General features: G+C 70.7%; 18 protein-coding genes. 10 read left to right on the top strand and 8 right to left on the bottom strand.

The genetic code is table 11. The features are described 5' to 3' along the window. The first annotated feature begins 62 nt into the window (after positions 1-62). Complete coding sequence (locus tag ACZ573_RS12960; RefSeq protein ID WP_471302879.1) at positions 63-392, top strand: hypothetical protein; 330 nt, start codon at positions 63-65, stop codon at positions 390-392. Between the two features lie 58 nt (positions 393-450). On the opposite strand, the gene ACZ573_RS12955 is transcribed toward ACZ573_RS12960, so the two are convergent. Beyond that, positions 451-2,508, bottom strand: coding sequence for a S9 family peptidase (locus tag ACZ573_RS12955; RefSeq protein WP_471302877.1), 2,058 nt, complete (start codon positions 2,506-2,508; stop codon positions 451-453). A gap of 89 nt (positions 2,509-2,597) precedes the next feature. On the opposite strand from ACZ573_RS12955, the gene ACZ573_RS12950 reads away from it, so the two are divergent. Further along, positions 2,598-4,145, top strand: a complete 1,548-nt coding sequence (locus ACZ573_RS12950; protein WP_471303303.1) for an MFS transporter — start codon at positions 2,598-2,600, stop codon at positions 4,143-4,145. A gap of 22 nt (positions 4,146-4,167) precedes the next feature. On the opposite strand, the gene ACZ573_RS12945 is transcribed toward ACZ573_RS12950, so the two are convergent. After that, the gene (locus ACZ573_RS12945) at positions 4,168-4,677 is read right to left on the bottom strand and encodes an FBP domain-containing protein (protein ID WP_471302875.1); all 510 of its coding nucleotides are present in this window, start codon (positions 4,675-4,677) and stop codon (positions 4,168-4,170) included. Positions 4,678-4,780: 103 nt separating this feature from the next. Beyond that, entirely contained in the window at positions 4,781-6,199 is a 1,419-nt protein-coding gene (locus tag ACZ573_RS12940; RefSeq protein ID WP_471302873.1) for a cytochrome P450, read from the bottom strand. Positions 6,200-6,399: 200 nt separating this feature from the next. Between ACZ573_RS12940 and ACZ573_RS12935 the strand changes: the two genes are divergently transcribed. Both ACZ573_RS12935 and ACZ573_RS12930 read left to right on the top strand, forming a co-directional pair. After that, positions 6,400-7,239 (top strand): class II glutamine amidotransferase, encoded by an 840-nt coding sequence (locus ACZ573_RS12935; protein ID WP_471302870.1) that lies wholly within the window; start codon positions 6,400-6,402, stop codon positions 7,237-7,239. A 172-nt stretch (positions 7,240-7,411) separates the two neighbouring features. Next, positions 7,412-7,846, top strand: a complete 435-nt coding sequence (locus tag ACZ573_RS12930; RefSeq protein WP_471302868.1) for a hypothetical protein — start codon at positions 7,412-7,414, stop codon at positions 7,844-7,846. A 115-nt stretch (positions 7,847-7,961) separates the two neighbouring features. On the opposite strand, the gene ACZ573_RS12925 is transcribed toward ACZ573_RS12930, so the two are convergent. From ACZ573_RS12925 to ACZ573_RS12910, 4 genes are all read right to left on the bottom strand, one after another. Then, positions 7,962-8,174: a hypothetical protein gene (locus ACZ573_RS12925; protein ID WP_471302865.1), complete on the bottom strand. Its 213-nt coding sequence runs from the start codon at positions 8,172-8,174 to the stop codon at positions 7,962-7,964. Between the two features lie 389 nt (positions 8,175-8,563). Beyond that, entirely contained in the window at positions 8,564-8,884 is a 321-nt protein-coding gene (locus ACZ573_RS12920) for a DUF6087 family protein (RefSeq protein WP_471302864.1), read from the bottom strand. Positions 8,885-9,228: 344 nt separating this feature from the next. After that, complete coding sequence (locus ACZ573_RS12915) at positions 9,229-10,758, bottom strand: helix-turn-helix domain-containing protein (RefSeq protein WP_030008959.1); 1,530 nt, start codon at positions 10,756-10,758, stop codon at positions 9,229-9,231. Between the two features lie 339 nt (positions 10,759-11,097). Then, on the bottom strand, positions 11,098-13,017 hold the full coding sequence (locus ACZ573_RS12910) for an amidohydrolase (RefSeq protein WP_471302861.1): 1,920 nt from the start codon (positions 13,015-13,017) through the stop codon (positions 11,098-11,100). 92 nt (positions 13,018-13,109) lie between these two features. Between ACZ573_RS12910 and ACZ573_RS12905 the strand changes: the two genes are divergently transcribed. The 5 genes from ACZ573_RS12905 (at position 13,110) to ACZ573_RS12885 (ending at position 20,746) form a co-directional block, all read left to right on the top strand. Further along, complete coding sequence (locus ACZ573_RS12905) at positions 13,110-14,210, top strand: LacI family DNA-binding transcriptional regulator (protein WP_471302859.1); 1,101 nt, start codon at positions 13,110-13,112, stop codon at positions 14,208-14,210. Between the two features lie 140 nt (positions 14,211-14,350). After that, the gene (gene acnA / locus ACZ573_RS12900; protein WP_471302856.1) at positions 14,351-17,080 is read left to right on the top strand and encodes an aconitate hydratase AcnA; all 2,730 of its coding nucleotides are present in this window, start codon (positions 14,351-14,353) and stop codon (positions 17,078-17,080) included. A 324-nt stretch (positions 17,081-17,404) separates the two neighbouring features. Then, a complete protein-coding gene (gene ngcE / locus ACZ573_RS12895; RefSeq protein WP_471302854.1) occupies positions 17,405-18,832 on the top strand; it encodes an N-acetylglucosamine/diacetylchitobiose ABC transporter substrate-binding protein in 1,428 nt (475 codons plus the stop codon). A 20-nt stretch (positions 18,833-18,852) separates the two neighbouring features. Beyond that, positions 18,853-19,797, top strand: coding sequence for a carbohydrate ABC transporter permease (locus tag ACZ573_RS12890; protein ID WP_471302851.1), 945 nt, complete (start codon positions 18,853-18,855; stop codon positions 19,795-19,797). A gap of 13 nt (positions 19,798-19,810) precedes the next feature. Next, positions 19,811-20,746 (top strand): carbohydrate ABC transporter permease, encoded by a 936-nt coding sequence (locus ACZ573_RS12885; RefSeq protein WP_471302849.1) that lies wholly within the window; start codon positions 19,811-19,813, stop codon positions 20,744-20,746. A 10-nt stretch (positions 20,747-20,756) separates the two neighbouring features. On the opposite strand, the gene ACZ573_RS12880 is transcribed toward ACZ573_RS12885, so the two are convergent. Then, positions 20,757-21,632, bottom strand: a complete 876-nt coding sequence (locus tag ACZ573_RS12880; protein WP_471302846.1) for a hypothetical protein — start codon at positions 21,630-21,632, stop codon at positions 20,757-20,759. A gap of 811 nt (positions 21,633-22,443) precedes the next feature. Between ACZ573_RS12880 and ACZ573_RS12875 the strand changes: the two genes are divergently transcribed. After that, the gene (locus tag ACZ573_RS12875) at positions 22,444-23,658 is read left to right on the top strand and encodes an ROK family transcriptional regulator (protein WP_314248558.1); all 1,215 of its coding nucleotides are present in this window, start codon (positions 22,444-22,446) and stop codon (positions 23,656-23,658) included. Positions 23,659-23,707 lie beyond the last annotated feature (49 nt).

Genomic DNA, 23,707 nt, shown 5'->3' with positions numbered 1-23,707 from the left:
GAGCCGAAGGCGTCTGCGGGGCACCGCCGTACGCTGCGGACCTCGCGGTGAGGGTCGTGCTCATGAACGCTGATCCGGAGTCCGGGAGTGCCCGCCGGAACCCGCTGCGCGCGGTGACGGCCGCGGCGGCTGCCGTCCTGCTGGCCCTGCACACCGTGGCGGGATTCTTCGTCCTCGGTGCGCTGCTCACGCAGTCCGAAGGGCCCTGGGACCGTACGGTGACGGATACGGCGCGCCTGATGGCCGGGCTCGGCCTGGCGGTGGAGCTCCTGGCCGTCGCGGTCACGGCGGTCTGCGTGAACACGGGCCGGCTGCGGCGCTGGTGGTACGCACCGGTGGCAGCCGTGGTCCTGACCGCCCTGATCCGGATGGTCCTCGCCCCGCGGCCCTGACCGCCCGGCCGGGCACGCCCCGCCGGTGTCGAGGCCGGCGGGGCGCAGGGGAGGGTGCTCAGGCCAGTTCGCGGCGGAAGAACTCCAGCTCCAGCGCCATCAGCTTCTCCCGGGTGCCGCCCGGGGTCATGTGGGTGACGCCGGGGAGGGCCAGCAGCTGGTGCGGGCGGCCCGCGTCGGTGAGCGCCTGGGAGAGGCGCAGGGTGTGGGACGGGTGGACGTTGTCGTCGGCCAGGCCCGTGATCAGCAGCAGGGGGCGGGACAGTTCCGGGGCGTCCGGGATGAGGGAGTCCCGCTCGTACACCTCGGACTGCTCCTGTGGGAGGCCCAGGTACCGCTCGGTGTACGCCGTGTCGTAGTGCCGGAAGTCGGTCGGCGCGGCCCCGGCGGCCGCCGCGTGGAAGACGTCGGGGCGGCGCAGGACCGCCATGGCCGCGAGGTAGCCGCCGTAGGACCAGCCGCGCACCCCGACCCGGCCGAGGTCGAGGTCGGTGTGGCGGGCGGCGAGCGCGTGGAGCGCCGCGACCTGGTCGTCGAGGGTGACCTCGGAGAAGCCGCGGTACATGGCGTGCGTGTAGGCGGGGGAGACGTACGGGGTGCCGCGGTTGTCGATGGTGACCACCGCGAAGCCCTGGTCGGCCCACCACTGGCGGTGCTGGCGGCGGCGCGGGTCGGCGGTGACGTCCTGCATGCCGGGGCCGCCGTAGCCGTCGACCAGGACGGGCAGCCGCCGGCCGGGGACGTGGTCGCGGGGCAGTACGAGGGCGGTGGGGACGCCGTGCTCGGTGACCCGCTCCAGGATCGCGTCCACCCGGTAGGGCAGCGGCTCGGACAGGTCGGCGGGGGTGAACTCCCGCCCGTCGGGAGTGCGTACGGTGCGCCGTACGCCATCGGCGTCGGCGCAGGTCAGCAGCAGGGTCCCGGCGGACGCGGCCACGGTGTGCACGCCGGGCCCGTCGGCGACCGGGGTCAGCTCCCCGGTGGCCGGGTCCAGCAGCAGCACCTGCTGCTCGGACGGGTCGCGCAGGCCCGCCTCGATCAGCAGCAGGCCCTCGTGGACCCCGGCCACCGCGCGGACCTGGATCCCGTCCCCGGTGAGCGGTTCGCCGTCCACCGCCAGGGCGCGGGCGGCGCCGCCCGCGGTGTCGGCGGAGGTCAGCATCCGCCCGTCGGCGAGGCGGGCCGGGGTGCCGGGGACCAGGGGGTCCACCCACTGCGGGTGCGTGGTGCGGGACAGCTCCCGGGTGCGGCCGGTGGCCGGGTCGGCGGAGAGCAGCAGTACGTTCTGCTGGAGCCGGTCCTGGACGGTCAGCAGGATCTCGGTGGCGGACTCCCAGCCCGCGTCGGAGACGTACGGGTAGGTGTCGGCGTCCCAGTCGAGCCGTATCCGGGTCCCGCCGTCGCCGAGCACCCACAGCTGGACGTCGGCGTTGGGCCCGCCGGCCTCGGGGTAGGCGAAGTCCTCGGCCGGCAGCTCCGGGTGCGCCGGGTCGGCGAACCAGCGCCGCTGGAGGGCGGATTCGTCGACGCGGGTGGCCAGCAGGGTGATCCCGTCCGGGGACCACCAGTGGCCCCGGTGGCGACCCAGCTCCTCGGCGGCGGCGAATTCGGCGAGGCCCCAGCGGGCCCCGTCGTCCGGGCTGATCCGGCCGCCCGGGGCGACGTACAGGACGTCGTCGGCGACGTACGCGGTGCGCGAGCCGTCGGCGTTCGGCCGCGGGTCCAGCGCGGGTCCGGCGGCCGGGATCTCCTTGGGCGTTCCGGCCCCGCCCGCGGTGACCTCGAAGAGCCGCCCGTACAGCGCGAAGACGGCGTGCAGGCCGTCGCCGGAGAGGGCGTACGAGCCGATGCCGGCGGCGACGAGCCGGGTCCGCTCGCGCAGTCGGCGCTCGGCCACGGGGAGGGGGCCGGGCTCGGGGCACAGTTCGCGGGGATCGGCGAGCCGGGTCTCGGCGCCGGTGGTGGTGTCGAGCACCCAGAGCGAGTCGAAGGCGTCGGTGGGGCCCGTCGACCGGAGGAACCAGAGCAGCCGGCCGCCGTCCCCGAAGGAGAAGGCGCGCGGGGCGCCGTAGGTGAAGCGGGCGGTGCTCGCGGAGAGCCTGAGGAAGTCATCCATGATCGTAGTGTGACATGTGAAATGTCACCACTACTAGGCTGTTCGAGTGGTGACCCCAGAGGCGCGGGCTTAGCGTCTAAAAGGTGGATCTGAACGCATCGCCGAGCAACAGCGGGACCGAAGGCAAGGTCCGGGGAAGCGGCAGCGTACTCGCCCTGTTCGTCATCGCCTCCTGCCAACTCATGGTGGTTCTCGACATCACGATCGTGAACATCGCGCTGCCCCACATCCAGACCGCTCTCGGCTTCTCGACCGAGAGCCTTTCCTGGGTCGTCAACGCCTACACCCTCGCCTTCGGCGGACTTCTGCTCCTCGGCGGCCGCACCGGCGACATCCTCGGCCGCAAACGCGTCTTCATCTTCGGCGTCCTGCTCTTCGGGCTCGCCTCGCTGCTCGGCGGACTCGCCCAGAACGAGGGCCAGCTGATGGCCGCACGCGCCCTCCAGGGCGTCGGCGGCGCCATCGCCTCGCCGACCTCCCTCGCGCTGATCACCACCACCTTCCGCGAAGGCCCGGCCCGCAACCGGGCGTTCGGCGTGTTCGCCGGCGTCTCGGCCGCCGGCGGCGCGATCGGACTCCTCGCGGGCGGCATCCTCGTCGAATGGCTCGACTGGCGCTGGGTGCTCTTCGTCAACGTCCCCATCGCCATCGTGATCGCCGTTCTCGCCACGAAGGTCCTGCACGAGTCCGAACGCCACCCGGGACACTTCGACTTCGCGGGCGCGCTGCTGTCGACCCTGGGCATGGTCTCGCTCGTATACGGCTTCATCAGGGCGTCCCAGGAGGGCTGGCGCGACCCGGTCACCCTCGGCTCCTTCGGCGCCGCCGTGGTCCTGCTGACCCTCTTCATCCTCAACGAACGCCACTCGCCGCAGCCGATCACCCCGCTGCACATGTTCGCCGACCGCAACCGGGCCGGGACCTACGGCATCATGCTCATGCTCGCCTGCGCGATCTTCGGCATGTTCTTCTTCCTCACCCTCTTCGTGCAGATCGTGCTGGGTTTCAGCCCGATCCAGGCCGGCCTCGCCTTCCTGCCGGTCAGTGCGGTGATCGCCGTGGGCGCCGCGACCACCGCGAAACTGCTGCCCAAGTTCGGCCCCAAACCCTTCATGGTCACCGGCGCGCTGTCCTCGGCGGCCGGACTCGCCTGGCTGACGCAGACCGACGTCAACTCGACGTATCTCGGCAGCATCCTGGGCCCGATGCTGCTCTTCGCCCTCGGCATGGGCCTGCAGTTCGTCTCGCTGACGCTGATGGCGCTGTCCAACGTCACCGACCGGGAGTCGGGAGCGGCCTCCGGACTGCTGAACACGATGCAACAGGTGGGCGGCTCGCTGGGCCTGTCGATCCTGGTGACCGTCTACGGCACGGCGAGCCGCAACGAGGCCAAGCAGCAGATCCCGGACTTCCTCAGCACCGCCGGGCCGGTGCAGAAGGCCTTCTTCCAGCGCACCGGGCAACTCCCGAAACCGTGGGGCGACCAGGTCCTCACCTCGGGCATCAGCGCGGCCTTCGTCGTGGCGTCCCTGTTCACCCTGGTCGGAGCGCTGATCGCGCTGTTCGTCATCCAGGTCCGCCCCTCGGACCTCGCCCGTCTGCAGGGCCACCAGAAGCCGGCGGCCGACCGGACCTGAGGTCCGAGGGCCTTCGGCCCGGCTACGCCGCGGTGACGCGGGCCGCGAAGGCGTCCAGGTTGTCGGACATCCGGGCGAGCCGCTCGTCCAGCGTCAGGGACTCCTCGTACCGCCCGGCGCGCAGCTTCGGCTGTCGCTTGCCGCGTACGTACAAGGGGCAGGCGAGGTCGGCGCAGATGTACGTGCCCACCGTGTTGCCCTCGCGGCCGCGGGCGCCCGCCAGCGGGGCGGCCAGCAGAGTGACCCCGGAAGAGGCGTGACCGGTCAGGCAGATCTGGCACAGGCTGGACTTCACCACGCTGGTGCGGCCGACGGCCGGTACGCGCAGCGAGATCCCCAGCGGACCGCCGCCGCCCTCCCGGGGCAGCACGAGATGGGCCCGCAGGGGCGCTCCCGGGTCCACCCACCCCAGGAAGTCCAGGTCCTTCCAGGGCAGTTCGGCGAAGTCGAGCGGCAGCCGCAGCCGCGACGCCTCGCCCTTCGTGCAGTTCACGAAGGATGAACGGATCTGTTTCTCGGTGAGTGGTTCCACGGGCATCGACCCTACGACCCGCCCTGACCTGCCCGCATCCCAATATCCGGCCCGGAGCACGGCCCGGAGCGCGGCGCGCGTCCGGACCGCGTCCGGGCGGCCGTCACCCGTTCAGGCGCCGGATCCGGCAGCGCGCAGGGCCGTTCGTCCGCAGGGTGATCCCGGCGCCGACCGGGATCTCGGTGTCCACGGCCTCGAACGCGTAGGCCCGCAGGATCATCGCCAGCGCTATCACCGACTCCAGCATCGAGAAGTGCTGCCCGATGCACGCGCGCGGCCCCCCGCCGAACGGGAACCAGGCGTAGCGCGGCCGCCCCGCCTCCGCCTCGGGCGTGAAGCGCCCGGGGTCGAAACGGTCCGGGTCCGGCCAGTAGGCGGGGTGCCGGTGCGTCACCCAGGGCGCCAATATCACGTCCGCGCCCGCGGGCACGGTGTGCTCCCCGATCCGGGTGGCGGCGACGGCCTTGCGCCCGATGACCGGCGCGGCCGGATAGAGCCGCATGGCCTCCTTGAGGACCTGGGTGAGGTACGGAAGCCGGTCCAGGTCGGCGGCGCCGGGCGTACGGTCGCCCAGGACGCGGGAGATCTCCTCGCGGGCCCGGGACTGCTCCTCCGGGTGGCGGGCCAGCAGGTGCAGGGCGAAGCAGAGGGACGTGGCGGTCGTCTCGTGCCCGGCGAGCAGGAAGATCAGCACCTGGTCGCGCAGCTCGCCGGCGTCGAATTCCCCGTCGTCCGAACTCCGGGCGCCGGCGAGCAGCGTGAGCAGATCCTCGCCGGGAGCCTCGGCCTCGGCTCCTGCCCCGACTCCTGCCCCGGCCCCGGCGAGCCGGCGCTCCGCGATGATCCGGTCGCACACCCCGTAGAGCTCGTCCATCGCGGCGGCCGCGCGCCGGTTGCCGGGGGTGGGCCAGTCGCGCGGGATGCTGGCGGGTGAGTAGCCACGGCGCAGCACGTAGTCGGTGATGACCGGGAAACATTCGGTCACGACATCGGCGGTGGCCTCGACGTCGGTGCCGAAGAGGATGCGGGCGACGGCGCGCAGGGCGAGGTGCGTCATCTCGTCGGAGACGTCCACGATGCCGCCCGGGGCGTCGCCCCAGGCGGTGAGGACCGATGCGGTCTCGGCGGCGACCACCTCGGCGTAGCCGTCCACCCGGCGCCGGGTGAACAGCGGCTGCACGAGCCGGCGCTGGCGCAGGTAGTCCTCGTCCTGACTGGTCAGCAGCCCGTTGCCGAAGGACTCCCGGACCTCCTGGTAGAAGCGGTTGTCCTTGCGGAAGCGGGCCGCGTCGGAGGCGAGCACCTGCTGGACGCCCTCGGGGGAGAAGACGCAGTACAGCTCGGCACGCATCCCGGGTGGACCGGCCGTGATCCGTACCAGGTCGCCGTGCCGGTGCTGGGCCCGCAGATAGGTACCGAGGGAGTCGGACTTCAGGTCGAAGAGCGACCCGAGCAGCGGCACCCCCGTAAGCCCGGGCACCGCCTTCCCCGTATCCGCTCCGGAGTTCGTTCCCACTGCCATGGCCGCCCCTTCGTCCTACGGAAGGCCGATTCTGCCGCGCCCGCGCGCACCAGGCGAGGACGGCGTCCCTTCAGGCCGATGAGTGGCCGGATGACCACCATCCCCGCCGCCTGCGGGTCGGCCCGTGCCGCCTGGCGATCAGCAGGGGGCGCGGCCACAATGGAGTGGTTATCCGCGTCGCACCCCCGAGGTGATGGCTCATGTGCCGGTGGCTCGCGTATTCGGGTACGCCCCTGCTGCTCGAAACCATCCTCTACAAACCGGCCCACTCGCTGATCGACCAGAGCCTGCACTCCAGGCTGGGCGTGGAGACGACGAACGGCGACGGATTCGGCGTCGGGTGGTACACGCAGGAGGACACGGCCACCCCGGCGACCTTCAGGGACATCGGCCCCGCCTGGAACAACCGCAACCTGCGGGAGATCGCGGACCACGTCCGGTCCCCGCTGTTCTTCGCCCACATCCGGGCGTCGACCGGCACGGCGGTGCAGCAGACGAACTGTCACCCGTTCCGGTACGGCCGCTGGCTGTTCATGCACAACGGGGCCATCACCGACTTCCACCGGATGCGGCGGGAACTCACCCTGCTCATCGACCCCTCGCTGTACTCCGACGTCGAGGGTTCGACGGACTCCGAGGTGATGTTCCACCTGGCGCTCACCTTGGGTCTGGAGGCGGACCCGCCGGGCGCGGTGGCCCGGATGGCGGGCGTGGTGGAGCGCGTCGGCCGTGAGCACGGCGTGGAGTACCCGCTCCAGATGACCCTCGCCATCAGCGACGGCGAACGCCTGTGGGCCTTCCGCTACTCCAGCCGGGGTGAGTCGAGGTCGCTGTTCTACAGCAGCCGGGTGGACGCGCTGCGCAGGCTGCACCCCGACGTGGAGTTCCTCCAGGAGGTCTCCGACGAGACCCGCCTGGTCGTCTCCGAACCCCTCGGTGACCTCCCCGGCGCCTGGAACGAGGTCCCGGAGAGCACCTTCGGCATCGTCGGCGGCCCCGGCGGGGACTCCCTCCACCCCTTCACCCCGCAGGCGGCGTAGGAAACGGCGGTCCGTGGGCGGTCAGTAGCCCCAGCGCTGGCCCACGCTGTCGTCGTGACGGCAGTGGATCGTACGCCCGTTGGCGTCCCGGCCGGACGTGCCGACATCGGCCTTCCGGCATATCTGACCGGCCCTGTAGCAGTTGCCGGCGTTGGAACGGGGATAGCAGTCGGTGCTCGCCTTGGTGGGCTCCGGCGCGGGCGCCTGGGTGCGGGTACGGGTGGGAGCCGGCGGGGCCGGGGCGGCCTTGGTGGGCTCCGGCCCCTTGGTGGTGGGCTCGGCGACCGGGACCATAGGGGTCGGCGCCGCGGTGGTGGGGTCGGCGGTCGGGGCCGCGCTGGCGCTCGGAGTCGGGTCGGCCGGCACCACGGAGGGGCTAGGACTGGGGCTGGGGCTCGCGCTGACGGTGACGGCGGCGCTGGCGCTCGGGGTGGTGGCGGGCGCGGCCGGGTCGCAGGCGGCGAGCGACAGAACGGCGGCCATGACGGTGAGGGCGCCTCTCCAGCGCATCTTCACCGTCGTCGACTTGCTGCGGGGCGGCATGGTCATCGGGAACTCCTGGGTCTACGTGCTCGTTGAGCGGCGTTCAAGATACCCAGAAGGTTGAATTCGCTACCAGTGTTGACGAGGGGTGAGATGGAGGCGCGAGCGGTCCGGCGCGTCAGGGCCCGCCGCGCCGCTTCAACTCGGCTGATGGCGCGCAGGTCTCTGTACGACGCCGGTCACCGGCGTTCGCGCGCTGCACGGCCCAGCACTTCAACGAGCTCGTGTTCCCGTTCAAGCGCTGTCAGATGCAGCGTCGATGCCGAGCTGCCGCGCGTGATCCACGAGATCACGACCAGACTGGATCTGCCGGCCTGTCCGCACGGACCGTCGATTCCTGCCTCGCGCTCGCCCGGATGCGCGGCACCGGCCCGGCCGTCGTGGACGGGCATCAAGAGCCTGGGCGTGACGTCCGATCTGGTCACCGAAGGCCTCGGCGAGCAGAGCTGCGTACTGGATTCCCTCGCCGACCTGCTGGCCGGCAGCGTCGTCGCCGACCTCTCGATCGCCCACGGGCTCGACTACTGCACGTTCGTCGACCGGCCGAACTACGGGCGGGGGATGAACGTCGAGCTCTGCCACCAGGCCGACAAGGTGGCCAAGCAGGTCCGCTACGCGCCCCGGAAGGGCGTCCCGTTCGTCTGGTTCCCGCCTTTCGAGGGGGGCGCCGCACGAGGTGAAGGACCTGGCGACGGGCGAACAGACGGCGTCCGACCCGACGAGCTGGGTTCCGGCTCCGCGTTGGACGTCAGCGCGAGCTCGGCGAGTCGGTCGGCAGGGTTCAGGGCCGGGGCTTGCGGTGGCGTCCGGTGCCCGGAGCCAAGGGGTTGCGTCCGGTGGTGGGGCCGGTCGCCCCGGGCCGGTCGGCCGGGGCGGCTTCGTGTGTGGGGCTGAGGGCGCGGCAGGCCGCCGCGTAGTCCTCCACCGTCGTCAACGCCTGCCAGGCGAAGCCGTCCCACTCCAGGATCAGACGCGGGGCCTCGGGATCGAGGTGGGCGGCGCGCTGCGGGCCGGTGCCGAGGGTGATGGCCTTCTTCTCGCCGGGCTTGCGCAGGCGGCCTTGGCGGCGTGCGGCCCACTGGGCAAGGGGTTCGTCTTCCACGTCTTACCTCCCTGGAGCAGGGGCAGCACCCTACCGAATCCGGACGGCACGCCGCCCCGCTCCAGACGCGTAGGGGCGGGGCGCGGGTGTATGCGCAGAAACTCGACCGGCGGGGTCCTCGAACACCGCGCGGACGGCGGGCAGCCGGTGAAGCCCTGTCCGCGGCCTTCAGGATCAGCTCGTCGTCGGGCTGCCCGAGCCGGCCCGGTCGGCGAGGAGGAGTGCGAGCGGTCCGCCTTCTGGGGCGGTGGCCGAGCCCGGGGAACGCACAAGCCCCGCCAGTCCGGATCTCCGGGTTGGCGGGGGCTTACTTATTGCCTGCTTCGACAGGTTGCGTCCAGCGTTTAGATGTCGCGGAAGATCTCGATCTGGGCGCCCACCGAGTTGAGGCGCTCGGCCAGTTCCTCGTAGCCGCGGTTGATCACGTAGACGTTGCGCAGCACGGACGTGCCCTCGGCCGCCATCATCGCCAGGAGGACGACCACCGCCGGGCGCAGGGCCGGCGGGCACATCATTTCCGCCGCGCGCCAGCGCGTGGGGCCCTCGACCAGGACGCGGTGGGGGTCGAGGAGCTGGAGGCGGCCGCCGAGGCGGTTCAGGTCCGTCAGGTAGATGGCCCGGTTGTCGTACACCCAGTCGTGGATCAGGGTCTGACCCTGCGCCACGGCGGCGATGGCCGCGAAGAAGGGGACGTTGTCGATGTTCAGCCCGGGGAACGGCATGGGGTGGATCTTGTCGATCGGGGCTTCGAGCTTCGAGGGGCGGACCGTGAGGTCGACCAGGCGGGTGCGGCCGTTGTCGGCCGTGTACTCCGCCGAGCGGTCGTGGTCCAGGCCCATCTCCTCCAGGACCGCGAGCTCGATCTCCATGAACTCGATCGGCACCCGGCGGATGGTGAGTTCCGACTCCGTGACGACCGCGGCGGCGAGCAGGCTCATCGCCTCGACCGGGTCCTCGGAGGGGGAGTAGTCCACGTCCACGTCGATGCTCGGGACGCCGTGGACGGTGAGGGTGGTGGTGCCGACGCCGTCGACCCGTACGCCCAGGGCCTCCAGGAAGAAGCACAGGTCCTGAACCATGTAGTTGGAGGAGGCGTTGCGGATGACGGTCACGCCGTCGTGCCGGGCGGCGGCCAGCAGCGCGTTCTCGGTGACGGTGTCCCCGCGCTCGGTCAGCACGATCGGGCGGTCCGGGGAGATCCCGGGGACGACCTTCGCGTGGTAGATGCCCTCGGTCGCGGTGATGTCCAGGCCGAAGCGGCGCAGGGCGATCATATGCGGTTCGATGGTGCGGGTGCCGAGGTCGCAGCCGCCCGCGTAGGGCAGGCGGAACGTTTCCATCCGGTGCAGCAGCGGGCCCAGGAACATGATGATGCTCCGGGTCCGGCGGGCCGCGTCCGCGTCCATGGCCTCCATGTCGAGGCGGGCCGGCGGGATCAGCTCCAGGTCCACGCCGTCGTTGATCCAGCGGGTGCGCACGCCGATGGAGTTCAGGACCTCCAGGAGGCGGTAGACCTCCTCGATGCGGGCCACCCGCCGCAGCACCGTACGGCCCTTGTTGAGCAGCGAGGCGCAGAGCAGGGCGACGCACGCGTTCTTGCTCGTCTTGACGTCGATGGCGCCGGACAGACGGCGGCCGCCCACCACGCGCAGGTGCATCGGGCCGGCGTAGCCCAGGGAGACGATCTCGCTGTCGAGCGCTTCGCCGATTCGGGCGATCATCTCAAGGCTGATGTTCTGGTTGCCGCGCTCGATGCGGTTCACTGCGCTCTGGCTGGTGCCGAGGGCGTCGGCGAGCTGACTCTGTGTCCAGCCCCGGTGCTGCCGGGCGTCACGGATGAGCTTGCCGATGCGTACGAGGTAGTCGTCTGCCATGGGGGCACGCTATCTCAGATATGAGATGACCCTTGCGCTGGGTGCGGCAAATGGGTGAATTGAGTGGAAGTTACCGGCCATCAGGTCCCATGACGGGGTGCCCGTACGCGTGATGGTCGACGATGCGGCCCAGCAGGCGGGTGAGCTGCTCCCGTTCCTGGGTGCGCTCAACTCCTGGGCCGCCCGGCACGGCCTCGCGGCGGGCTGAGCCCGGCGAGCCCGGCAGCTGAGCCCGGCAGCTGAGCCCGGCAGCCGAGCCCGGCCGCCGAGCGGCAGCCGAGCCCGGCCGTGGCGCCCGGCACCGGCGGCCCGCACCGGCGCCCGGCCGCCGCGCCCCGCTCAGTGCTTGCAGGCGTGGTGCCGCCCCCCGGCGTGCACCGCCGCGTACGAAGCCGGGCGCGGGCCCGAGACGGCGCCCGCCACCCGCGCCGCGGCCGCCCGGCCCGACGCCGAATCCGCGTCGTGCACCACACGGCCGCCGACCAGGGTCATCCGTACCCCCGTCCCGCTGATGTCGGCCACCGGGCAGCGCGTCACGTCCCGGTCCAGCACCACCAGGTCCGCCGCCCTGCCCGGCTCCACCGTGCCCGTCAGGCCCTCCTGGCGCAGCTGCCAGGCCGTTCCCGACGTGTGCATCCGCAGGACCGCCTCCCGGCCGAGCCCCTCCAGTTCGCGGTACAGCGGGCCCGCCCCGAAAGCGCCCTGGCGGTCGATCGCCGTCCGCAGCTGGTTCCACACCTGGAGGGCGTCCACCGGCCAGTCGGAGCCGCCCGACAGCCGCGCCCCCGCCTTCTCCAGGCTCCGCGCCGGGTACATCCACCGGTGCCGCTCGGGGCCGATGTAGGGAAGGAGCGCCTCCATCGTCCAGGTGTCCTTCGCCGCCCACTGGAGCTGCATGCACGCCGTGACCCCCAGCTGCGCGAAGCGCCGCAGGTCCGCCGGGTCCACGAGCTGCAGGTGCGCCACCGCGTTACGGGCGTCCCGCAGGCCCGTCACCCGCTTGGCGTACGCGTACCCGTCCAGAGCGGTGCGTACCGCACGGTCGCCGAGCCCGTGGGCGTGCATCTGCCAGCCCGCCTTGTTGAAGGCGGCGCTGAGCCGGCCGTAGTCCGCCGCCGAGGTGTACAGCTCGCCCCGGTTGCCGGTCGGCCAGCCCTGCCCGTCGAGGTAGGGCCTCAGCAGTGCGGCGGTCTGCGCCGGGTACTCGATGACCCCGTCCAGGAACACCTTGACCATCCCGAACCGCAGCCCCCGTACGCCCGCGAACTCCCGTCGCAGGCCCCGCGCGTACGCCAGCGAACCCGCCGGGTCCTTGGTCTGCTCCGCCTCCAGCCGGATCGCCGGGACGATCCGCTGCGGCAGCTTCCCCGCCGCCGACAGCGCCTGGTACAGCTCCAGTTCGTGCCGCCCCACCAGCGCGTCCATCATCGTGGTGACCCCGGAGGCGGCCGCCAGCTCCAGCACCTTGGCGCAGGCCGCGACCAGGTCGGCCCGGGTGGGCTCCGGTACGTGCCGCCGTACCAGGCCCTGGGCGTCGTCCTTGAGGACGCCCGTCGGCCGCCCGTCCGCGCCCTTGACCACCTTGCCGCCGACCGGGTCGGGCGTGGCCGCCGTGATCCCGGCGATGTCCAGGGCCCGCTGGTTGGCCCACAGGTTGTGCCCGTCGCCGCCGACGAGGGCGATCGGCCGCCGGGTCGGGAGCGCGTCCAGCATCGTGTGGTGGGGGTTGGTGCCCGTGGGGAGCAGCCCGACCGGGTTCCAGTCCTCGACCACCAGCCAGCGGTCGGGCTCCGCGCCCGCGCCCCCCGTCTCGGCGAGGAAGCCGGTCAGGAGCTCCTGGAGCTCGGCCAGGGTGGTCTCAGCGCCCTCCAGCGAGGGGGACAGCGAGCGCTCGCCCGCGCCGAGCGGGTGGACGTGGCCGTCGTGGATGCCGCTCATGACCGTGTTGCCCCGGGCGTCGACGACCTCGGTGTCCCGGCCCACGTACCGGCGCAGCGCCGCGTCCGTCCCGGTGGCCAGGATCGTGCCGTCCCGGCCGACCGCGACGGCCTCGACGGGAGCCCGGCCGCCGGTCCCGGTGAACACCGCGGCGTTGCGGACCACCAGGGCCGCCGAACCGCGCCCGTGGGAGGACGAGGCCGCGGGCGCCGGGGCGGCCGAGGCCGGAGCGGCCCCCAGCAGGCCCGCGGCCCCGGCGACCCCCGTGATCCCCGCGGCGGCGAGGAGTCCCCGGCGGGAAAGGTGCGAAGAAGACGTCATGCCCACTCCAAACGTTGGTGTGGCCAGGACACTGTTTGATTAACCGCTTAACCAGAAGCCGCCTCCGGCGACGAAATCCGTACGATGGCCGCGTGCCAGAGCACCCACCCGCGCCGGGACCGACCCTCGCCGACATCGCGCGCGCCGCCGAGGTCTCCACCGCGACCGTCTCGCACGCGCTCAACGGCACCGGCCGCCTCGGCGAGTCCACCCGGCGACGGGTCCGCGAGGTGGCGGGCGCGCTCGGCTACGGAGCCCGCCGCGGCCCGCGCACCCGCAGCCTCGGCGTCGCGGTGACCACGTACGCGGGGGACGCCTGGGACTTCGTGCGGATCGCCTACTTCTCCCGCTGGCTCACTGCCGCGACCTCGGCCGCGCACGCGCACGGGTACGCCCTGACCACCCTGCCCGCCGACCGGGGCGCCGAGCCGCTGTGGCACACGCTCGCCGTGGACGGGATGCTGCTGCTCGACAGCCCGGCCGGGGACCCGGTGCTGCGGGCCCTGCGGGCGCGGGGTCTGCCGGTGGTCTTCGACGGCCGGCCGCCCGACCCCTGGCCGGGGGACGTGTGGGTGGACAACGACCACACCGCCACCACGCGGGAGGTGCTCGACCACCTCGCGGCGTCCGGGGCCCGGCGGATCGCACTGCACTCGGGCTACGGCCGGGAGTTCTACACCGGAGCCGTCACCTCGGCCTACGAACAGTGGTGCGCGGAGCGCGGCCTGGCTCCGCTCGTGGTCCCCTTCGACCCGGACGACGCGGCGGGGCACGCCTTCGACTCCGCCTTCACCCGGCCGGACCGCCCCGACGCCGTCTACTGCGTGTACGACCCCGGGGGGCGGCAGGTGCTGGCCGCCGCCGCGCGCCACGGTCTGCGTACACCCGGCGTACGGGGAGCACCCGCAGTCCCCGGCGCACCCGCAGTCCCCGGCGCACCCGCAGTCCCCGGCGCGCCCGGCAGCCCGGGGCACGGCGGTCTGCTGCTGGTCTGCGCCAGCGAGGATCCGGCGTACGCCGAGACCGACCCCGCCGTGACCACCGTCACCCTGAACCCGGAGCGGATCGCCGCTTCGGCGGTGTCTGTCCTGGTCAACCTGATCGAATCCGGGCATGCGGAATCGCCTGGTCAGCTGACGGTCCCGGCGGGACTGCGGGTGCGCGCCTCGTCCCTCCCCCCGGACATGTACTAGAGTTATCTCGACATCGAGATATCTGCCGAAGGCGTACCGCAGCCGCCCCCGCTGGTAAGGGTTACCTAACTTAGCCCTACCTTAGCGGATTGGCCAAGGGGCGTGGCGGCAGGATTGCGGTAATACGCGCGAATTCATGCATGAAGGAGACTGTCGTGTCGGCGAACAGCTTCGACGCCCGCAGCACGCTGCAGGTGGGCGACGAGTCGTACGAGATCTTCAAGCTGGACAAGGTCGAGGGCTCCGCCCGCCTTCCCTACAGCCTGAAGGTCCTGCTGGAGAACCTGCTTCGCACCGAGGACGGCGCGAACATCACCGCCGACCACATCCGGTCGCTCGGCAACTGGGACTCGCAGGCCCAGCCCAGCGAGGAGATCCAGTTCACGCCGGCCCGCGTGATCATGCAGGACTTCACCGGCGTCCCCTGCGTGGTGGACCTCGCCACCATGCGTGAGGCCGTGAAGGCGCTCGGCGGCGACCCGGCGAAGATCAACCCGCTCTCGCCCGCCGAGATGGTCATCGACCACTCGGTCATCGCCGACAAGTTCGGCACGAAGGACGCCTTCGCGCAGAACGTCGAGCTCGAGTACGGCCGCAACAAGGAGCGCTACCAGTTCCTGCGCTGGGGCCAGACCGCCTTCGACGACTTCAAGGTCGTCCCGCCGGGCACCGGCATCGTCCACCAGGTCAACATCGAGCACCTGGCGCGCACGGTCATGGTCCGGGGTGGCCAGGCGTACCCCGACACCCTCGTCGGCACCGACTCGCACACCACCATGGTCAACGGCCTCGGCGTGCTGGGCTGGGGCGTCGGCGGCATCGAGGCCGAGGCCGCGATGCTCGGCCAGCCGGTCTCCATGCTGATCCCGCGCGTCGTGGGCTTCAAGCTGACCGGCGAGCTGCCCACCGGCACCACCGCCACCGACCTCGTGCTGACCATCACCGAGATGCTCCGCAAGCACGGCGTCGTCGGCAAGTTCGTCGAGTTCTACGGTGAGGGCGTCGCCGCCACCTCGCTGGCGAACCGCGCCACCATCGGCAACATGTCGCCGGAGTTCGGCTCCACCGCCGCGATCTTCCCGATCGACGACGAGACCCTGAAGTACCTGCGCCTGACCGGCCGCGACGCCCAGCAGGTCGCGCTCGTCGAGGCGTACGCCAAGGAGCAGGGCCTGTGGCTGGACCCGGCCGCCGAGCCGGACTTCTCCGAGAAGCTGGAGCTCGACCTCTCCACGGTCGTCCCCTCCATCGCCGGCCCGAAGCGCCCGCAGGACCGCATCGTCCTCGCCAACGCCGCCGAGCAGTTCGCGCAGGACGTGCGCAACTACGTCGAGGACGACGACGAGGCGGGCAAGGAGTCCTTCCCGGCCTCCGACGCCCCGGCCGCCACCAACGGCGTACCGAGCCGCCCGACCCAGGTCACCCTGGCCGACGGCACCTCCTTCGAGATCGACCACGGCGCCGTCACCGTCGCCGCGATCACCTCCTGCACCAACACCTCGAACCCCTACGTCATGGTCGCCGCGGCGCTCGTGGCCAAGAAGGCGGTCGAGAAGGGCCTGACCCGCAAGCCGTGGGTCAAGACCACCCTGGCCCCGGGCTCGAAGGTCGTCACCGACTACTTCGACAAGGCCGGCCTGACCCCGTACCTCGACAAGATGGGCTTCAACCTCGTCGGGTACGGCTGCACCACCTGCATCGGCAACTCCGGTCCGCTGGACGAGGAGATCTCGAAGGCGATCAACGAGCACGACCTCGCGGTCACCTCGGTCCTCTCGGGCAACCGCAACTTCGAGGGCCGCATCAACCCCGACGTCAAGATGAACTACCTGGCCTCCCCGCCGCTGGTCGTCGCGTACGCCATCGCGGGCTCCATGAAGGTGGACATCACCAAGGACGCCATCGGCACCGACACCGAGGGCAAGCCGGTCTTCCTCCAGGACATCTGGCCCTCCGAGGCCGAGGTCAACGACGTCGTGGCGAACGCGATCGGCGAGGACATGTTCAGCAAGTCCTACCAGGACGTCTTCGCGGGCGACGCCCAGTGGCAGGCGCTGTCGATCCCGACCGGCAACACCTTCGAGTGGGACCCGCAGTCCACCTACGTCCGCAAGCCCCCTTACTTCGAGGGCATGACGATGGAGACCACCCCGGTCTCCGACATCGCCGGTGCGCGCGTGCTGGCGAAGCTGGGCGACTCGGTCACCACCGACCACATCTCCCCGGCCGGTGCGATCAAGGCCGACACCCCGGCCGGCAAGTACCTCACCGAGCACGGTGTCGAGCGCCGCGACTTCAACTCGTACGGTTCCCGCCGCGGCAACCACGAGGTCATGATCCGCGGCACCTTCGCCAACATCCGCCTGCGCAACCAGATCGCGCCGGGCACCGAGGGCGGCTTCACCCGCGACTTCACCGTCGACGGCGCGCCGGTCTCCTTCATCTACGACGCCTCGCAGAACTACCAGGCCGCCGGCATCCCGCTGGTCATCCTGGCGGGCAAGGAGTACGGCTCCGGCTCGTCCCGCGACTGGGCCGCCAAGGGCACCGCGCTGCTCGGCGTCAAGGCCGTCATCGCCGAGTCCTACGAGCGCATCCACCGCTCCAACCTGATCGGCATGGGCGTCCTGCCGCTGCAGTTCCCGGAGGGTGCCACCGCGGCCTCCCTGGGTCTGACCGGCGAGGAGACCTTCTCCTTCACCGGTGTGGAGGAGCTGAACAACGGCACCACCCCGCGCACGGTCAAGGTGACCACCGACACCGGTGTGGAGTTCGACGCGGTCGTCCGCATCGACACGCCGGGCGAGGCGGACTACTACCGCAACGGCGGCATCATGCAGTTCGTGCTCCGGAACCTCATCCGGGGTTAAGGGCGCGCCAAGCGGAGCCCTTCTCCGCTGAATCGGCACCATAGGGCCGTATCCCCGCCACGGGGATACGGCCCTTCCGCATTTTCGTCACGGCGGTGCCAGATGACGGACAGGTCTCAACTCGGAAAAACTGGTGGCCATAAATGTGCATGATCTTGCTCACACGAGCGGGAGTGGACTATACCTGTGCCCGTCCGGATCACCGAGAGACGGGTGGCTCCGGGCCGGGGGACGGGCGGGGACCTGTGGTGATGTCCGCATGCACGGTGACCACCGTGAATCTCCGGCCTCCTTCCCACTTCTGACGAAGGCGAGGACACGAGCATGGGATCCACTGGTGAGGGCCTCGGACGCCGCGACCTGATCAAGCGCTCCGCCGCACTCGGACTGATCACGGTGCCGACGATGAGCTTCCTGTCCGCCTGCGCCTCCGGCGGTGAGGAGAACTCCACGAAGGGCCCGGCCAAGGCCCCGGTGACCAAGGAGAACCCTTTCGGCGTCCCGAAGGGCGGCAAGCTGGACGTCGTCGTCTTCAAGGGCGGGTTCGGCGACGACTACGCGAAGGCCTGGGAGGCCGCCTTCGACAAGAAGTGGGGCACCACCAGCTCCCACCTGGGCACCCAGGAGATCACCGCCAAACTGCAGCCCCGCTTCAACGGCGGGAACCCGCCGGACGTCGTCGACGACTCCGGTGCCCAGAGGATCCCGCTGGACGTGCTCGGCAAGGGCGGCCAGCTGGCCGACCTCAACGCCGTGCTCGACGCGCCCTCGCTCGACGACCCGAGCAAGAAGGTACGCGACACCCTCGTGGACGGGGCCGTCGAACAGGGCATGCTGGGCGGCAAATACCTCGTCCTGAAGTACGTGTACGCCGTGTTCGGCTTCTGGTACTCGGGCAAGCTCTTCAAGGAGAAGGGCTGGACGGAGCCCAAGACCTGGGACGAGTTCCTCGCCGTCTGCACCAAGGCCAAGGAGGCGGGCATCGGCGGCCTCGCCCACCAGGGCAAGTTCCCGTATTACATCAACGTCGTCATCATGGACCTGATCGCCAAGAAGGGCGGTCTGGACGCGGTGAAGGCGATCGACAACCTGGAACCGAACGCCTTCGAGGGCAGCGCGGCCGCCCTCGCCGCGGTCGAGGCGGTCTACGAGGTGGTCGAGAAGGGCCTGCTGATGCCGGGCACCAACGGCCTCACCCACACGGAGTCCCAGACGGCCTGGAACCAGTACAAGGCCGCGTTCATCCCCTCCGGCTCCTGGCTGGAGAACGAGCAGCTCAAGCAGACCCCGGAGGACTTCGACATGAAGTTCCTGCCGGTACCCCTGCTCGCCGAAAGCAAGATGCCCCTGGAGGCCATCCGGGCCGGCGTCGACGAGCCGTTCATCGTCCCGGAGAAGGCCGCCAACAAGGCCGCGGGCCTGGAGTTCCTCCGTTCGATGCTGTCCCGGGAATGGTCGACGATCTTCGCCCAGCAGGCCAACTCGCTCACGGTCGTCAAGGACGGCGTCGATCCGAGCGTCAAGCTGCGGCCCGGCACCCAGTCCGCGGTCGAGGCGCTGAAGGCCGCGGGCGGCAACACCTTCAGCTACCGCTACCCCGACTGGTACAGCGAGATGGACACGGAGATCCAGAACGCGTCCAATGAGCTCATGGCGCAGCGGATCCAGCCCAAGGAGTGGATCAAGCGGGCCCAGGCGGCGGTGAACAAGGCGGCCCAGGACCCGAACGCCAAGAACAACAAGCGCAGCTGACCACTGCGGGGACGGACACCATGAGCCATGTAGCCCAGGGGAGAGGGAAGTACGGCTTCATCGCCGGCTTCCTCTTCGCGCCCCTCGCGCTGTACCTGACCTTCGTCATCTGGCCGTACGTGCAGACGTTCGGTTATTCCTTCACCAACTGGACCGGGCAGTCACCGACGTTCGACTTCGTCGGCACGGACAACTACGCGGCCCTGCTGAAGGACGAGGTCTTCCGCGGCGCGCTCTGGCACAACCTGCTGCTCCTGGTGTTCGTCCCGCTCGTCACCATCCTGCTCGCCCTCTTCTTCGCCTTCATGGTGAACGCGGGCGGGCGCGGCGGGGCCGGCGGAGTGCAGGGAGTCGGCGGATCGCGCATCTACAAGGTCGTCTACTTCTTCCCGCAGGTCCTCTCCCTCGCCATCCTCTCCGTGCTCTTCGGCGCGATCTACCGCAGCGACGAGGGCGGCCTGCTCAACGGCTTCCTGACCCAGCTCGGCCTGATCGACGCGAACCACCCGGTCGAATGGCTCAACGAGCCGGACCTCGTCCTGTGGTGCCTGCTCCTCGTCGTCGTCTGGCACGGCGTCGGCTTCTACCTCGTCCTCTTCTCCGCGGCCATGCAGTCCGTCCCCAAGGACATCTACGAGGCCGCGCTGCTCGACGGCGCCGGGCGCGCCCAGACCTTCTTCAAGGTCACGCTGCCCCTGCTGTGGGACTCTGTGCAGACCTCCGCGGTCTATCTGGGCATCGCCGCGATGGACATGTTCGTCCTGGTGTCGACCATGACCTCGGGCCAGTTCGGCGGCGGACCCGACCACCACAGCGAGGTCATGTCGACGGTGCTGATGCGCAACTTCCTCTACTTCGGCAAGAGCGGCTACGCCTGCGCCATGGGCGTGGTCATGCTCGCCCTGACCATGATCCTCTCCGTCGTCACGCTGCGCGCCACCCGCCGCGAGCGCATCGAGTTCTGAGCGGAGTTCCACGATGACTGCACAGTCCACAGTGATCAAGGCCCCGGGCGAGAAGGCCGGGGAGCGGCCGGGCGGCGCCGGACGGACGGGGAAGCGGGACGGGCGCCGCTCCGAGGGCGCGACCCTCAACGTCTTCTCGCACGGCTTCCTCGTCGTCTGGGCGATAATGATCGTGCTGCCGCTGCTCTGGCTCGCGCTCGGCGCCTTCAAGACCGACGCGCAGATCGGCGGCTCGGCCCTGAGCTGGCCCTCCAACTGGCACTTCGACGCCTTCGGGCGGGCCTGGACGAAGGGCATCGGAGGCTACTTCGCCCACACCCTCATCGTGCTGGTGTTCTCGGTCCCGCTGACCATGCTGTTCGGCTCCATGGCCGCGTACGTGCTGGCCCGCTACCCCTTCACGGGCAACCGGCTCATCTACTACTTCTTCGTCAGCGGGGCGATGTTCCCCGTGTTCCTGGCGCTCGTACCGCTCTTCTTCATGGTCAAGCGCTTCGACATGCTGAACACCTATCAGGGCCTGGTCCTGGTGTACGTCGCCTACTCGATGCCCTTCACGGTCTTCTTCATGCACTCCTTCTTCCGCACGCTGCCGACGGCGATCCACGAGGCGGCGGTCATCGACGGGGCCTCCGACACCCGGATCTTCTTCCAGGTGATGCTGCCGATGGCCAAGCCCGGCCTGATCAGCGTCGGCATCTTCAACGTCCTGGGCCAGTGGAACCAGTACATCCTGCCCGCCGTGCTGATGCAGCCGCAGACGAGCGCCGACCCCGAGCGGTACATGCTCACCCAGGGGCTCATCCAGCTCCAGTACCAGATGGGCTACGAGACGGACCTGCCGGTGCTGTTCGCCGGTGCCACCATCGCGATGGTCCCGATGCTGGTGGTCTACCTCTCCTTCCAGCGCCAGATCCAGGCGGGCCTCACCTCGGCGACGCTGAAGTAGCGTCCCGGGGTCAGGATCCGCCGGAGGCCTTCCGCAGCTTGTAGAGCTCTCCGGAACCCGGGCCGCCGATGTGCTGGTGGATCCGGGGCTCCCGGGCGGTGCCGTCGACGCCCCACGCGGGCCAGCTGCACCCCGGGATGTCTATGCGGACCTTCTGCGTCCAGACGTCCCGGCCGCCCTCGTAGACCCAGGTCCCGGAGCCCGAGCAGCTCGGCGACGGGTCGCCGGGGTAGTCGAAGGGGCTGCGCCCGCCGACGCCGGAGGCGGTGACCCGGCCGTCCGAGGTGAAGACCAGGGTGTTGCCCGTGTGGTCGATCCAGCTGCCGGGCATGGTCTGCGGACCGATCGCCGGCGGCTCGTACGCGGGCAGCAGGCCGACGGCGAGCCCGAGTGCGCCGAACAGGCCCGTCCCCGCCACCACCCCCGTGCCCCACAGCACCACCCGCCGCAGCAGTCCCTCGCCCCGGGGCAGGGCGATCAGCGCGCCCGCCGAGAGCGAGGCCGTGGCCGAGGCCCAGAAGACCAGCGTGCCCCGCGTCTGCGCGTCGTTGTACGTCGCGACGATCCAGATCGGCGACGCCACCAGGGCCGCCACGATCGGCGGAGCCGACCACCAGGCCGCGTGCCTGCCGAGCCAGCGGCCGAGGAGGTCGGCCAGCGCGAGCGCGGGCAGTACGAAGATGAGCGACAGCAGCAACGAGATGAAGCCGATGAGGGGCGTGAGCGCGACCAGGCTCCCCCCGATCTCGGTGTAGTCGGGGGCTTCGTCCGGCGGAGGCTGCGTCTGCACGTAGAGCACGGCCACCACGACGGTGAGCGCGACCTCCAGGCATCCCACCAGTGTGGAGACCACCAGCACGCGCCCGTACGACCGTTTCTGATGCACGATCAATCCCCCTCGTGGCACGGCGAACCCGGCCGCCCGCCCGGCCGGCGGCGCCCTGGATCCTGGATCCATAGTGCCAGCCGGGCTGAACGTGTTCAATTCATTCTTCGTGCCCTGTCACGCGGGCCCGGCCGACCAGGTCGGGGGTCAGCCAGACGGCGACGGCGACACCGAAGCGGAAGGCCTCGTCCCAGTTGCCCTTGGTGAAGCCGTTGATCATTCCACGGTGTCCGGGCAGCACGGAGCCGAGCGGTCACGTGGAGTGATCATGGGTCGGCGCGCAACGGCCCCGAGGGGCCGCGGGCGCGCCGGTGGGCATGGATGACGCAGGCCCGGCGGAGTTGGCAGGGCATGCGGAAGGAAGGGAATGTGGAAGGAAGGAACGCGATGGAACGCGAACGGAACGCGAGCGCGCACGGGGACAGCGGTCCACCGCTGCCGTGCGCACCCGGAGGGAGATCAGCCGGCCGGAAGGTCAGCCGACGAGGGCGCCGCAAGGGCTTCGATCGGGACTCATCCCGAACACCTCCTTGCGTAGCGCGGTCGTTGCACGACGCCAGGTCCGGCCGGAAGGGCCGCAGAGGACCGGCGTCCCGGCGACCGTAGCACGATCCAACGGCCGCTTCTCTCCCCCTTTAGGCCAGTATCAGCCGTTTCATGCCGTGTCAGCCTCTTGACGTGTGGATGCGTAAAGGCTCGACTTAAGGTTCACAAGTTGGAGAGATGCCGGGGTCTCGGAGCGTGAAGCCGTGACGTGTCCCGGCCGGGGGGCGACGGCTGGCCGTCGCTAATGGGCAGGAGTGGATGAGTCGTGCAGACTCCCGGATCGCAGTCGTCGCTGCATCGCGCGAATCTCGAACGGGTCGTGCGGGCGGTGCGGCTCGCGGGATCACTGACCCAGGCGGAGATCGCCCGAGCCACCGGACTGTCGGCGGCCACGGTCTCCAACATCGTCCGGGAGCTGAAGGACGGCGGGACCGTCGAGGTCACGGACACCTCGGCCGGCGGCCGCCGGGCGCGCAGCGTCTCGCTCAGCGGTGACGCGGGGATCGTCATCGGTGTCGACTTCGGCCACACCCACCTGCGGGTGGCGGTGGGGAACCTGGCCCACCAGGTGCTGGCCGAGGAGTCCGAGCCGCTGGACGTCGACGCGTCCTGGGCGGACGGCTTCGACCGGGCGGAAGCCCTGGTCGGACGGCTGATCGCGGACATCGGCGTCGGGCTGGAGAAGGTGATCGGCGTCGGGCTCGGCGTGCCCGGCCCCATCGACGTGGAGTCCGGGACGCTGGGCTCGACCGCGATCCTGCCGGGCTGGGCGGGCATCAACCCGCGTCAGGAGCTCTCGCAGCGCCTCGGGGTGCCCGTGTACGTGGACAACGACGCGAACCTCGGCGCCCTCGGTGAACTCGTTTGGGGGAGCGGGCGGGGAGTGAAGGACCTGGCCTACATCAAGGTGGCCAGCGGCGTCGGCGCGGGCCTGGTGATCAACGGCCAGATCTACCGCGGACCCGGCGGCACTGCGGGCGAGATCGGGCACATCACCCTGGACGAATCGGGCCCGGTCTGCCGTTGCGGCAACCGCGGCTGCCTGGAGACCTTCGCGGCCGCCCGGTACGTACTGCCGCTGCTCCAGGGCACGCACGGGCCGGAGCTGACCATGGAGCGGGTGGTCGAACTGGCCCGTGAGGGGGACCCGGGCTGCCGTCGGGTGATCACGGACGTGGGCCGGCACATCGGCAGCGGCGTGGCCAGTCTGTGCAACCTCCTCAACCCCAGCCGGGTGGTGCTGGGCGGCTCGCTGGCGGAGGCCGGTGAACTCGTGCTCGCTCCCATCCGTGAATCGGTGGGAAGGTACGCGATCCCCAGTGCGGCCCGGCAGTTGTCGGTGCTGACGGGGAACCTGGGCGGACGGGCCGAGGTGCTGGGCGCACTGGCACTCGTCCTCAGCGAGATGGGCGATTCGACACTTTTGTCGGATCATGGAAGTGGAGTGCGAGCTCCAGCCGTCTTGCCTTCAGGTAGATAACGAATGGCACCGTTGTCATCTCGTTAAGAATTCACTCCTTGACGGCAAA

It is taken from the genome of Streptomyces sp. NPDC040545, assembly GCF_055595065.1.
Note: the sequence above shows the minus strand (reverse complement) of the source record. Positions and strands in the feature narration are given on the sequence as shown.